Annotated in this window: 6 protein-coding genes; 3 read left to right on the top strand and 3 right to left on the bottom strand. The window is 61.9% G+C overall.

The window, feature by feature from the left end; all coding sequences use genetic code 11:
- Positions 1-9: 9 nt before the first annotated feature.
- A complete protein-coding gene (locus B9A19_RS20340) occupies positions 10-807 on the top strand; it encodes an inositol monophosphatase family protein (protein WP_084092990.1) in 798 nt (265 codons plus the stop codon).
- A gap of 81 nt (positions 808-888) precedes the next feature.
- On the opposite strand, the gene B9A19_RS20335 is transcribed toward B9A19_RS20340, so the two are convergent.
- On the bottom strand, positions 889-2,352 hold the full coding sequence (locus tag B9A19_RS20335; protein WP_176217043.1) for a TolC family outer membrane protein: 1,464 nt from the start codon (positions 2,350-2,352) through the stop codon (positions 889-891).
- Positions 2,353-2,670: 318 nt separating this feature from the next.
- Here B9A19_RS20335 and B9A19_RS20330 point away from each other — a divergent pair, with 318 nt between their 5' ends.
- Positions 2,671-3,237 carry a transglutaminase-like cysteine peptidase gene (locus B9A19_RS20330; protein ID WP_139799025.1) on the top strand — a complete coding sequence of 189 codons (567 nt, stop codon included), beginning with the start codon at positions 2,671-2,673 and terminating at the stop codon, positions 3,235-3,237.
- A 44-nt stretch (positions 3,238-3,281) separates the two neighbouring features.
- Positions 3,282-5,207 (top strand): bifunctional diguanylate cyclase/phosphodiesterase, encoded by a 1,926-nt coding sequence (locus tag B9A19_RS20325; protein ID WP_084092987.1) that lies wholly within the window; start codon positions 3,282-3,284, stop codon positions 5,205-5,207.
- Between the two features lie 159 nt (positions 5,208-5,366).
- Here the strand turns inward: B9A19_RS20325 and B9A19_RS20320 are convergent, their stop codons facing one another.
- Both B9A19_RS20320 and B9A19_RS20315 read right to left on the bottom strand, forming a co-directional pair.
- Positions 5,367-12,026, bottom strand: a complete 6,660-nt coding sequence (locus tag B9A19_RS20320; protein WP_176217042.1) for a retention module-containing protein — start codon at positions 12,024-12,026, stop codon at positions 5,367-5,369.
- Positions 12,027-12,217: 191 nt separating this feature from the next.
- Positions 12,218-13,984 (bottom strand): VCBS domain-containing protein (locus B9A19_RS20315; protein ID WP_139799024.1); only part of this gene is annotated, 1,767 nt, incomplete at its 5' end.

The raw sequence follows: 13,984 nt of genomic DNA, 5'->3' as shown, positions 1-13,984 counted from the left end.
GCCACCACGATGCCCGACTTCGACCTGCTCGACCGCCTTCAGGAAATTGCCCGCGCCGTTGCCCGCGATGAGGTCATGCCGCGCTTCCAGCGCGTTTCCGCCGGCAAAAAGCAGGATGGCAGCCTGTTTACCGAGGCCGATCTGGCCTGCCAGCAAGCGCTGGCGCGGCTATTGCCCGAGCTGGCCCCCTGCCCCGTGCTGGGCGAGGAAATGAGCGCCGCCGAACAGCAAGCGCTGTGGGACAAGCACGACGACGGGCTATGGGTGGTCGACCCCATCGATGGCACCACCAATTTCGTGCACGGCCTGCCCTATTTCGCGGTATCGATCGCCTTGATGCGCCACGGGCGTTCGACCCTCGGCGTGGTGTATGTGCCGGTGCTGGATGAATGCTATGCGGCAGCGGCCGGCCACGGCGCATGGCTGAACGGGCGCTCGCTGCGCCAGGTCGATGTGAACCCCTGCCTGGGTGATGCGGTAGCGGTGGTCGAACCGAAATACCTTGGCGGCCATCTGCCGGCGCGCGTGGTCAGCACCGCGCCGTTCGGCAGCCTGCGCAACTACGGTGCCTCGACCATAGACTGGTGCTTTCTGGCCGCCGGCCGCTTTGATCTGCTGCTGCACGGCGCGCAGCGACTGTGGGATTACGCCGCCGGCGCGCTGATCGCCGCCGAGGCGGGTTGCGTGCTGGGCACGCTGCACGGTGATGACTACTGGCATGACGCCATCTGGGCACGCTCGGCCGTGGCAGCGCGCAGCGATGTGCTTTATGCCGGCTGGCAAAGCTGGGTGCAGCAAAACCGGTAAGCCCGCACCGGCTATACGGCACCCATGAAAAAGGCCGGGTCTCCCCGGCCTCTTTTGTCGGCTTTGTCGAGCGCGCGGCTGTTACTTCTTGGCCTTGTCGGCGTCGGTCTTGGCCTTTTCCAGTTCCTTCAGCGTGGCAATCGGCGGACGGCCAACCATGGCGGCGTCCTTGTCCAGCGAGCCCAGTGCCGGCAGATTGGTCGAGCAACCCACCATTTCATCGGCGGTCTGCTTGTCGCCCAGATCGTCGTCCAGCTTCTCGCTGTCCACCAGCGATTGCAGTTTCAGTGCCGGCAGCAGGGTGTGCGATTGACCCAGCACGCGCACCACGGCCACCTTCTGGTCGTATTCGCCATTGGTCAGCGCACGGCGGGCATCGAACAATTCGTTTTCGCTGTCGAGCACGTCCAGCAGGGTGCGCTGGCCGATGTCAAACTGCTTGCGGTAGGCATCGCGCGCCTTTTCCGTCGACAGTTGGTGCTGGTCCAGATAGGCCAGTTGCTCGCGCAGGCGCACCACGTTGTTCCACGCGCTTTGTGTGGTCTGGCGCACATCGCGGCATACCTTGTCACGCAGCTCCAGCGCGCCGTTGTACGATTCGGCCGCGCTGCGGGTATTGGCAGCATCGGTACCACCATTGAACAGGTTCCAGTTCAGCGAAACGCCAACCAGACCGTCGCGGTAGTTGCCGTCCACGCCGTCGCGGTCCTTGTCGAAGCTGCGGCTGGCAACGAATTCCAGCTTGGGCCAGTTGTTGGACTTCTGCGTGTCGATACGGGCGCGTGCGGCACGGATATTGGCAATGGCGGCACGGAAAGTCGGGTTGCTCTTGATGGCCAGACCCAGCAGCTCGTCGCCCTTGGGCAGTACCTTGTCGAGGCTGCCCGGCTCGATCAGGTCTTTCGGCGGCTCTTCGCCGATCACGCGCGCATAGCGGGCGGTCACGTCATACAGGTTGGCCTGCTCGGTCAGCCAGTTGGATTCGGCCAGCGCCATACGGCCGGCGGCCTGCTCGAGGTCAACACGTCGGCCGACACCGGCTTTCACACGTTCTTCGATCTGGGTATAGATTTCACGGTGGGTCGCGTAGTTGTCGCGTGCCAGATCGGCCAGCTTGCGATAGCGCAGCACGTCGTAGTAGGCGCGCGCGGCTTCAACCGCCATGTCGTCGCTTGCAGCCTGCACTTCGAAGTAGCGCGTTTCACGCGTGTAGCCCAGGCGGCGCGATTCGCTTTGTGTGTACAGGCCATCAAAAATGGTCTGGCGCAGCGAGACGCCAATGCTGGGGTGGTTGAAGTCGGTGTCGCCAGTGAGCGGGCGGGTCTGCCATTCGTGGTTGTACGAAGCAGTCACGTCGACACGGGGCAGGTAACGGCCCTGGATCGCTTTCTGGTCCTCGCCAGCGGCGCGGTAGTCGTAAAAGCGCGAGCGCAGCTCGGGCTGCTTGCTGATGGCCTTGGCTGCAGCTTCGTTCAGCGTCTCGGCAGCGGCAGCACCCGACCAGCCGTACAGCGCCAGCCCAATCATATAGGCTGTGGTAAGCAACTTTGCTTGCTTATGATACATGGCATATCCCCTATGCTTGTGATGCGTCGATTCTTGTGTGGACCGTGCATGTCACTCAGTCCTGACAACTGAGTTTCATGCTAGACAATATGGATTGTATTGCAGATTGACCCGACGAACAGTTGGATTGCTGAAATATAATGAAAATATCATGTAATGACTTTTCTTACAAACTGGCAGCGGCACATGGATAGCTCTTCCAAGCCCTTGCTTCGTTTCGTTTTCTGCCTTGCACTCTTTCTGGGTTTTTTTGCCTGGCCGGTGCAATCTGCGCTCAACGTTGATCGATTCAGGCAAATGCTTACGAAGCGATTCGGCGAAGGCCCGTTGAAAAGCTTTCAGGAGTGGCAGGTACTGATCAATGCAGGCAAAAACTGGAGCGAATCAGACAAACTGAAACGTACCAACGAGTTTTTTAATCGCCGCCTGACCTTTGCCGACGACATGACGGTATGGAAGCAACAGGACTATTGGGCCACGCCTATGGAAACAATAGGCATGAACGCGGGCGATTGCGAGGACTTCGCAATCGTGAAGTACTACACACTCAAGGAAATGGGCATCACCGAGGACAAGCTGCGGCTGATCTACGTCAAGGCGCGCATCGGCGGTGCCGATAGCACGGTGACGCAGGCGCACATGGTACTGGCCTTCTACCAGGCGCCGGATGCCGAGCCACTGATCCTGGATAATCTGATTACCGACATCCGGCCGGCCTCGCGCCGCTCGGACCTGCAGCCGGTGTTCAGCTTCAACGCGACCGGCGTGTTTACCGGTGGCAGCCAGGCCACCGCATCGATCGACCGCCTGTCGCGCTGGAAGGATTTGCTGCTGCGCGCACAGGATGAAGGCTTCAGCCCCTGAAGGGCCGGCCGGAAAGAGTAAAACAGGGACAAGAGGACAACACCATGTCGTTATTCAGGCAACTCTGGCTGCTGACGGTGATCGCTACCGTGATGGCGTTTGCCGGTTGTTTCTTCATCAGCATGCACAACGCGCGCAGCTATCTGGAATCGCAGCTGGCCACGCAGAGCAATGACAACGCCTCGTCGCTGGCGCTGTCGATGTCGCAGCAGAGCAAAGACCCGACCATGGTCGAATTGCAGGTGGCCGCGCTGTTCGATACCGGCCACTTCGAGCTGGTGCGTTTCAGCAATGTCTACGGCAAGACCCAGGTCGAGCGCAGCAATCACAGCAAACCGGAGGAAGTACCGGAATGGTTCATGGGGCTGTTCCCGCTGCAGGTCGCCGTGGGGCACGCCCAGGTGAGCGATGGCTGGAAACAGGCCGGCACGATCACGGTGATTGCCCACTCCAGATTTGCCTACAAGGCCCTGTGGGAAAACGCCATCGCGCTGGGCGTGTGGATTCTGGTGGGCGGCCTCGTCGGTGGCTTCGTCCTGCAGCTGGTGCTGGGCTGGATCAAGCGGCCGATGATGCAGATGGTGGGGCAGGCCGAATCGATTTCCGACCGGCGCTTCGTCACGCTGGAAGAGCCGCGCATCCTTGAACTCAAGCCGGTGGTGCGGGCGATGAACACCATGGTCGAGCGGGTGAAGACCATGTTTGCCGAGCAGGCCGCCCGCATCGACGCGCTGCGCAGCGAGGCCAACCGCGATGCACTCACCCAGTTGCCCAATCGCGGCTTCTTCATGGGCCGGCTGTCCGAATCGCTGGAGGATGAAGATGCTGCGCCACATGGCCTGTTGCTGATCCTGCGCATCAAGGATCTGGGCGCCGTCAACGCACGGCTGGGCCGCGTCGGCACCGACCGGCTGCTGCAGTTGCTGGCCGGCCAGCTCACCGCCATCGCCAGCACGGAGGCCGATGCGATTGCGGCACGGCTGAACGGCGCCGACTTTGCACTGCTGGCACCGGGCAAGAACACCGGCGAGGCCGAAGTACTGGGCAATCTGCTGCACGACAAGCTGGGCGAGCTGCGCCAGCAGGGCCATGTGGACGTGGCCGACATTGCCGCCATCGGCGTCACCAGCTATCAGAAGGGTGACAAGGTCGGCGCCATTCTGGCCCGGTGCGACCAGGGTCTGGCGCAGGCCGAGGGCAAGGGCGAGAACGGCGTGGGCGTGGTCACCGGCAACAGCGGCAGCACCTTGCCGGCGCAAGACTGGCAGAACCTGCTGCGCGACGCCCTGTCGCGCGGCGGCTTCGAGCTGGCCAGCTTCCCGGCACTCGATGCCGGCAACCAGTTGCTGCACCACGAGCTGGTGTTGCGGCTGCGCCATCCGGGCAGCAACGAGGTCTTCACTGCCGGGGCCTTCATGCCTTATGTATCCCGTTTCAATCTGACCGCACAGGTCGACCTTGCCGCAGTCAAGCTGGCGTGCGAGCGGCTGGTGGGCACCACCGACGAACTGGCAGTCAACCTCTCGCCCAGCTCGCTGGGCGATGCGGTGTTCGTCAACGGCTTGCTGGCGCTGCTCGACCAGCACCGCGAGCACAGCAAGCGGCTGTGGCTGGAGGTCAACGAATTCGGCTTCCGCGACGAGCTGGAAACACTGGCCGCCTTTACCCAGCGCGTGCACCCGTATGGCTGCAAGCTGGGTATCGAGCACTTTGGCCGCTATTTCGGCAGCTTGCCGCAGCTGTATGAGCTGCAGCTCGACTATCTGAAGATCGACGGCAGCTTTATCCAGGATATCGACCAGAACAGCGGCAACCAGGATCTGGTAAAGGCCATTGCCGGTATTGCCAGCGGCCACGGCCTGCAGGTGATTGCCGAGCGCGTGCAGACCACGGCCGAATGGGAAACCCTGCAAAAGCTGGGCGTCACCGGCTACACCGGCCCGGCTGCCAAGTGGCCCCCCGCGACCTGATCTGCATCACCCCTCAACAACAACGCCGGCTACCCGCCGGCGTTGTTGTTTGCACTGCATCAGCGCAAGGCCAGCCGCTACCGCGCCCGAAGCCCCCGGCAAACACACATAAAAAAACCGGCAGGCCACAGGGCCTGCCGGTGTCTTTCCCCTGCCTGATCAGTCGTGCTTGATCAGGTCGTGGTCCAGCATGTAGACAATCACGTCGTGCGAGACGGTATGCGTACCATCGACCAGGTCGGTGACGTTCTGCAGCTGGATGGTCTCGGTGACCGAGCTGCTGCCGGCCTTGACCGACAAGGTGGTGGTCGTGCCGCTCTCGCTGACCGACAGATAGCCATCCAGCTCGGTCGCCAGTTGTGCCGTGGTATGGCCGGCATTCACCGTCCAGTTCACGCTGGTAAGCAGATCACGCAGATCGAGCTGATCGTGCGATGCACCGGTGGTGGCAAAGTCGGTCACCACATCATTGGATGGCGTGGCAGCAGTGCCGTGGTCGTTGACGCCCCAGCGGAACACATCGGCCCCCAGACCGCCGGTCAACGTATCGTTGCCGGCACCGCCAGTCAGGATGTCGTTGCCAGCCGTGCCCAGCAGCGTGTTGTTGGCGTTGCCACCGCCCAGTGCGGTATGGGTGGCATCGCCAGTCAGCGTGGCCGAGTTTTGCGAGGTGATGGTCAGGCTGCCGTTGCTGGTGTCACCGTCCCCGTCGTAGGCGGTAAAGCCGAAGTTCAGGTCCTTGGTGTGCGTGTCGTCCAGCACGTAATTGGTCACCGAAGTCAGGCGGATCGAGGTGCTGGACCCCGGGGCCAGATCGACGTAGTCAAGATACAGCCCATTTGGCGACGTGATCGTGAAGGCGCCGCTGACCAGACTGCCGGCGGTAACCACGCCCGAGGCATGGCTGCCGTCGGTAAAGTAGGCGGTCCACGCCAGCGACTCGCTGCCGGTCAGGTCGGTCACGCCGATCTTGGTGGCATAAGCCAGGTTGGGCGTGCTGCCGCCAACCGTGCTGGCGTGCTCGTCGTCGAACTCGAAACGCATCGTTTCGCCGGTCTGGAACAGGTTGTTGCTCACCCCCATGCCCTGCGTGCTCGGGTTGATGCTGTCCGAACCGGTGATCTTCACTGCCCAGTCCTTGGCATTTTCCGTCGAGCCGAACGAGCCGTCGGTGTACATGTAGTACGCCGCTTGCGGGCCACCGGCACCTACCGACGATTGCAGATTGCTGGTCACGACCGACAGATCCAGCGTTCTGACCTGATCGTAGCTGTAGCTGCCATCAGCATGGCCGGTGAGCGTAAACACCGTGTTGGTGCCGGCCTTGGCGGTCAGCGTGCTGCCGTCGGAAGACAGACTATAGGTAATCGCCACACCGTTCGAGGTCAAACCGCTGGGCACCGAGCCGCTGAGCACGATGTGCGCGCCGGTCTTGTCGGCACCGATGCTGGCCAGCGTGCCTTCGAACGAGGTCGAAGTGGTGTTCTGCGCCAGGCCGTTGGTGATCATGTTGATCGGCGAATCATCCTCGACGTTCACCGTCAGCGTGGTGGTGGTCGTGTTGTTGGCTGCAGCGCCATCATCGACGGTAACCAGCACGCCGAACGACTTCACGTCCTCCTGACCAGCCGTGGCATGATCGAGCGAGCCGCTCAGTTGCACCTGATAACCACCGTGCGTATCGCTTTGCGAAATGCGGATGATCTCGACCCCGTTGGCCATGCCGATCAGCACACCAGTGCCGGCACCACTCCAGCTCAGCGCTGTACCACCCGAGGTCAGCGTTGCCGTCGGTGCGGCAAAGCGCAGGTTGAAGTCGGTCGAATCCGGGTCGGTGATCGCAATGGTGCCGCTGCGCAGCGCCAGATTGGTGGTGTCGGTATTGCCGGTCGTATCCGGATTGGCGCCCGGCAGGCCTTCTTCGGACACCGTGATGCTCGGCGCCGTGCCCACCACCGGTGTGCCATTCGGGTCGAACAGCATGCTGGCGGTCGATTGCGAGCCATCGGCATCCTGGATGGTGTATTGCACGGTAAACGGTGCACCGTTCGAGCTGCCGCTGGCCGGGGTGTAGGTATAGCTGCCATCGTCATGGAGCACCAGCGTGCCGCGGCCCGCACCCAGATTGATGGTGTAGGCGTGATGCGTGGCATCGAAGGTGTAGACCGTTGCGGCCCCCGGGCCGCTGCCATCGGCGTCATACGACACCGAGACCAGCTTGGGCGAGCCGGCGCCGTCAAGGCCGAAGTCATCGTTGCTGGTGACATTGCCGTTCGACTGCGCAATGCTGGTCAAGGTGCCGGACAGGTCGTCGGCGGTCGAGATCAGCTTCACGTTGCCGGCATCGTTGCCCGACGACGACCAGGCCACATCGAGCAGGTCGGAGTCGGTCTGGCTGACGCCGGAGCCGATGCCGATGGCGTAGACCTCATCCACCTTGCCGGTCAGGAAGTTCACCCAGTCGGCGCGTTCGGATGGCTCGATGGTATTCGGGTTGGTACCATCGCTGCCGGTCGGTTCACCGTCGGACACGAAGTAGACATAGGTCTTGGCGGCCGTCGGCGGCGTGCCGTAGTTGTCCTGCACCGCCTTGATCGCATCGTCGTAGTCGGTGTTGCCGCCGGAGGTAATCGAGCTGTACTTGCTCTCGGCCTGCGACTGGGTCAGCCACACGCTGCCGGTACCATCGGTATTCACATGGAACACGCGCGCATTGTCGTCAAAATCGACCAGCATCACGCTCTGCAGCGCCGAGCCGTAGGTGGTCATCAGGTGCGACAGTGCGGCCTTGATGGTGTTGAGGTTGGTAGTGCCGATACTGCCGGACGAATCGACCACCAGCACCAGGTTCACCGTATCGGTCGAGACCGTGTTGAGGCTTACGGTATCGTCATGCGCGGTCGGGCCGGTATCGGTGACATTGACACTGACCTTGGTCCACGCGGTATTGGCATTACCGTCAGTGGCCTGATAGTAGAAGCTGTCCACCGCCGTGCCGGTGTGATGCAGATCCGGAATGGTATAGGTGAAGGTACCGTCGGCGTGCATGGTCACCGTGCCGCCCAGGCTGGTGGTGATGGTGTGCGAGCCGTCGGCCGACACGGCGCCGCCGCCTGCGCCATCCGTGGCAAACTTCGCCACATGCAGGCCGCTCGGCGTATCGTTGCCCAGCACGCTGGCCAGCGCGTTGGTCGATGCTTCCTGCACCGTATAGCCGTCGTCATGGCCTACCGGCTGTGCATCGTTGTCGACGATGATGGCGGTAGCGCTGGCGTCGGTATTGCTGGTGCTGCCGCTGGTCACGTGCACCTGCAGCGAGAAGTTCTCGTTACCCTCGTAGATCGAGTCATCGATGGTGGCCACCCGCACCTGCACATCGGTCTGGCCTGCCGCCAGCGTAATGTCGCCACTGACCACCGTCCAGGCGCTGCCGTTCCAGTATTCCAGCGTGGTCGAGGTGTCGGTACCGATGATGGCCGTGCCGTCATGCAGCGATGGGGTAAAGCTGATGGCACCACTGCTCGGGCCGGACAGGTGTACGTTGAACACGGCATAGGCACCTTCCGGCACCATGCTGCCTTCGCTGCTGACCGATACCGAAACGACAGGCGGGCTGTCGGCATCAATGATGGTGGCCGTGGCGTCAGCCGAGGTATTGCTGGTGTTGCTGCTGGTGACATCGACATGCAGCGAGAAATTCTCGTTGCCTTCGTAGATGCCGTCAGCCACCGTGGCCACGCGCACTTGCACGTCGGTCTGGCCGGCCGGGATGGTCACGCCACCGCTGATGGCCACCCAGGCGCTACCGTTCCAGTATTCCAGCGCAGTGCCGGTATCAGTGCCCACCGTGGCAGTACCACTGACCAGCGACGGGGTGAACACCACATCGGTGCTGCTGCTGCCGGACAGGTGCACGTTGAACACGGCGTAGTCGCCTTCGTGCACCATGCTGCCTTCACCGCTGACCGATACGGTCACTTGCGGCGGGCTGTCGGCATCAACGATGGTGGCCGTGGCGTCGGCCGAGCTGTTGCTGGTGTTGCTGCTGGTGACATCGACATGCAGCGAGAAATTCTCGTTGCCTTCGTAGATGCCGTCAGCCACCGTGGCCACGCGCACTTGCACGTCGGTCTGGCCGGCCGGGATGGTCACACCCGTGCCGACGGCAAACCAGTCGGTGCCGTTCAGCGAGTATTCCAGTGCCGTACCGGTATCGGTGCCCACCGTGGCAGTACCACTGACCAGCGACGGGGTGAACACCACATCGGTGCTGCTGCTGCCGGACAGGTGCACATTGAATACGGCGTAGTCGCCTTCGTGCACCATGCTGCCTTCACCGCTGACCGAGATCGATACTTCTGGCGGCTTGTCGCCATCGATGATGACGGCAGTCGCATCGGCCGAGGTATTACTGGTGCTGCCGCTGGTGACATCAACATGCAGCGAGAAGTTCTCGTTGCCTTCGTAGATACCATCAGCCACCGTGGCCACGCGTACCTGCACGTCGGTCTGGCCGGCCGGGATGGTGATGCCGCCACTGACGGCCACCCATGCACTGCCATTCCAGTATTCCAGGGTATCGCTGGTGTCAGTGCCCACCGTGGCGGTGCCACTGACCTGGGACGGCGTGAACGTCACATCCGTGGTGCTGGGGTAGGACAGATGCACGTTGAATACGGCGTAGTTGCCTTCAAAGACCGTATCGCCCTCGCTATCGAGCGAGACCGAAATACGCGGTGGCGGAAGCTGTTCACCATCGTTGGTGCCCAGTACGTTGACCGTGACGGTGTGCGTGGTGCCGTCGACACTTTGCACGGCAAAGGTCTCGACGCGAGTGTCCCCATCGTTGAGCGCCTGTACGATTGGACTGCTGTTGTTCAGCACATAGCTCCAGTTGCCGTTGGCATCGACCGAGAACGTGCCATAGGTGCCCGTCACGGTTTCTGCTACCAGCGACGACTGGCCGGTATCCACATCCGACACGGTCAGGATGCCACCGGTGACCAGGGTAGTGTCTTCCTTGACCGTACCGCTGTCATTGCCACCGATCAACGCAGCATCGTTGGTACCCAGGATGGTAACGGTAACGGTATGCGTATCCGTACCATCCAGGCTTTGTACCTGGAAGGTTTCGGTGCGCGATTCGCCCTCGTTCAGCGCCTGCACGATCGGACTACCGTTGTTCAAGGAGTAGGTCCAGGTACCATCGGCAGCAATCGAGAAGCTGCCATAGGTGCCAGTCGTATTGGATTGCGCCACCACGGCCGACTGGCCGGCATCCGGATCGGCCACGTCAAGCTTGCCACCGGTGCTGAGGATGGTGTCTTCCTTCACCGTGCCGGCGTCGTCACCCGGCAGATGCGCGGTAATTACCGCATTGTCGTTGGTGCCCAGTACGGTCACGGTCACGAAATGCGTATCGCTGCCATCCTGGCTTTGCACCTGGAAAACCTCGGTGCGCGATTCACCCTCATTCAGTGCCTGCACGACCGGACTGGCATTGTTCAGTGTATAGGTCCACGTGCCGTCGGCCAAAATCGAGAAGCTGCCATAGGTACCGGTGGTATCGGTTTGTGCGATGACGGCCGATTCGCCGGTATCCGGGTCAGCCACATCCAGCTTGCCGCCGGTAGCGAGGATGGTGTCTTCCTTCACCGTGCCGGCATCGTCGCCCGGCAGGTGGGCGGTAATCACGGCGTTGTCATTGGTGCCGACCACCGTGATGGTGACCACGCCGGTGCCAGTACCATCGACGCTGGTTACGTCAAAGGTCAGCACCTGGGTTTGGCCCTCGGCCAGTGCCTGCACGGTCGGGCTGGTATTGTCGATGGTAAACGACCAGTTGCCGTCGGCATCAACGGTAAACGTGCCGTACGGGTTGCTGACGTTCTGCGCCACCACGTGCTGCTCGCCAGTATCGACGTCGGTAATGGTCAGCGTGCCGCCCACTGTGGTTTGCGTCGGGGTATCTTCCTTCACGGTGCCGGCATCATTGCTGACCGTGGCCGGGTCATTCACCGGCGTGATGTTCAGATTGACCGTTGCCGTAGCAGTGCCGCCGCGGCCATCGTCTATGGTATAGCTGAAGCTGGCCGGCCCGTTGTAGTTCGGGTCGGGCGTAAATACGATGTTGTTGTTGGCATCGATGGACAAGGTACCGTGTACCGGATCCTGCACGCTGACGATGGTGAGCGGGTCACCGTCCGGGTCGCCGTCGTTGCTCAGCAACAGCAGCGGCGAAATCGTCAGCGGCGTGTCTTCCGGCGAGGTCAGACCATCGTTGGCCGCCCCGGTGCTGTTGTCATCCACGGCAACCGGCGCATGGTTCTGGCCATTCTGCTCGGCAGCGCCTGCGCCACCAATCGGCGTGCCCGGGGTGCCAAAAGCGGTGCTGCCGGCTTCTTCGCTGATGCGGCCCACCCGGATGAAGGTGTGGGTACCGTTGCCGGCATCGCCACCACCGGTCAGACCGGCTGCGGTGGCTTCAAGGTCGGTAGAGAGGTCACCCCCCTGGGCAACGATCTGGTCAATCTGCGCGGTGCCGCCCTGTACCGACGACGGCGCAACGGCAGCCTCGGTGGTATCCGGTGCGGCGCCCATGAACTGGGCATCCAGCAGCACCGAGCGATCCGGCCCCACGGTCTGCGTATCGCCATTGGGCAGCAGCACCACGACTTCACCATCGGGCGAGGTCACCAGCACCTGGTCTTGGTTGAGGGTTTCACCGGAATGCAGCGGGGTCATCTTGCCCGTGGCATCACGGATGAAGGCTTGACCATTGAGTTGCACGATCGTTGCTTGCTGGGAGGGGGTAGCCATGATGAGCACCTTGCGGGCAGGAACCGGACGCTTCCACAATACGCCACGCATATCACGACAAAAACTGTACCTTGGGGTCAAAACCCCCTGTACCGAAGTACAGCGTCATGTCGCATTCAGACAAAATTTCTCTGATCCCGCACACAAAAAAAGGCCCGGCAATGCCGGGCCTTTATCAGGGCTGATACCGATTAATCGGTCACCAGCTTGTTGCCTTGCAGCAGATGCGCAATCACTTGTGCATCGGTGGTATCGCTGCCGATCAGGTCCACCCCCTTGAGCACGATGGTCTGGGTTTCCTTGTCGTACGCGTAGTTGGTCGCGTTGACGCTCAGACCGGCGGTGAACTGCCCGTCGTGGCTGACGTGGATGATGGTGTCGCTGCCGTCCTTCTGGAAGTGCAGGTATTTGTCCAGCGTACCGCTGTTTTCACCCTGCAGCAGGTCACGCAGGTCCAGCACGTCCTTGTCACCCGCGGTGGAGTGGAAGTCCATGATCACGTCGGTTGCGCCGGCCACCACCTTGGTATTGGCGCTGATGCCGATACCGTTGTTGCCGGTGGCATTGCTGGCACCCGGCGTGCTGCTCTGGTCACCCAGCACCCACTTGAAGGTGTCGTTGCCCAAATCGCCACGCAATACGTCGCTGCCCTTGCCGCCCACGATCAGGTCATCACCGGCACCGCCACGCAGTGCATCGCTATCTGCACCGCCGTACAGCTTGTCGTTGCCGGCACCACCAAACACGGCCTGATTGCCCGCACCGCCGTAAACCACATCATTGCCGCTACCCATGTTGACGGTATCGGTAATGGGCTGAACTGGCGCTTCCACGTTGGTCAGCAGTACGCCGTCCGCGTCGGTGATCACCGCATCGGTCATGAACTTGGTGGCATACAGCGTGCCCAGCGACGGGGTGCCATTGCTGGAGTTGGGCAGCGAGGTATCGGTGTAGACCACATTGTTGCCGTGGCTGACCCCCAGATCGACGGTGTCGTTACTGCCACCACTGGCCACGACCAGATCGGTATCAACCGTTGTGGTCACCTGCTTGGTCACACCCACGCCCGGGCCTGCACCCACGTCGGCCCACTGGCCATTGGGCTGCATATAGGTAGTCAGCGCGATATTGAGGGTGGCGCTGTTGCCGCTGCCCTTGGTGAGCTGGAAGGTATCGTTGCCGCCAAAGCCTTCATACGCGTTGCTGTTGTTGGCCACATTGATATTGATGTCGCCCACCGTGGTTGCACCGTGGCCATCGTTCACCGAGTACTTCAGGTGGCCGGCATTGATGTCGCTGCTGATGCCCGGTTGCAGCACGTACTGCAAGCCGGTCAGCTGGCTGATGGTCAGCGTCTGGCCATTGGTCACCGTCGTGCCATCTGCCGTCATCACCGAACCCTGAGTCGGCAAGCCGGTAACTGTGATGGTCATGGTATCGCCGTCGGCATCGGTCGGGGTGGCAATGCCCAGCGAGATGGGCACGCCTTCCTTGGCCGATACGGTGTGGCTGTCGACCACCGGGGCATGGTTGTCGTCCAGGCCTTGTACGTCGATGGTGATGGTCTTCTGCGTGCCGTCGACCGACGTGACGGTAAAGGTTTCGGTCTTGTGGTCGCTGGTATTCAGCGCCTGCACGTTGGCTGCGCTGTTGTTCAGCGTGTAGGTCCAGACGCCGGCCGTGGTAATGCTCAGCGAACCGTAGGTACCGTTCGAAGTGCCCGCCACGAAGGCACGCTCGGATGCGCCATCGACATCGGTAATGGTCAGCGTGCCGGTGCTGGTCAACGTTGTGTCTTCCTGCACCGAACCGGTCGCCGTACCACCGATCACGGCCGGGTCGTTCACCGGCGTGACGTTGATGGTCACCACCGAATCCACCGTGCCGCCGTGGCCGTCCGAGACCGTCACGGTGAAGCTGTCCGAACCGTTGTAGTCCTTGCTCGGGGTGTAGGTGTA

Source organism: Andreprevotia lacus DSM 23236 (assembly GCF_900176275.1).
Taxonomy (GTDB): Bacteria; Pseudomonadota; Gammaproteobacteria; order Burkholderiales; family Chitinibacteraceae; genus Andreprevotia; species Andreprevotia lacus.
This window is presented reverse-complemented; position numbering and strand designations above follow the sequence as displayed.

Coding starts and splice junctions, on each gene's coding strand:
- B9A19_RS20340 (WP_084092990.1), top strand. CDS start 10: ATGCCCGACTTCGACCTGCTCGACCGCCTTCAGGAAATTGCCCGCGCC.
- B9A19_RS20330 (WP_139799025.1), top strand. CDS start 2,671: ATGCTTACGAAGCGATTCGGCGAAGGCCCGTTGAAAAGCTTTCAGGAG.
- B9A19_RS20325 (WP_084092987.1), top strand. CDS start 3,282: ATGTCGTTATTCAGGCAACTCTGGCTGCTGACGGTGATCGCTACCGTG.
- B9A19_RS20320 (WP_176217042.1), bottom strand. CDS start 12,026: ATGGCTACCCCCTCCCAGCAAGCAACGATCGTGCAACTCAATGGTCAA.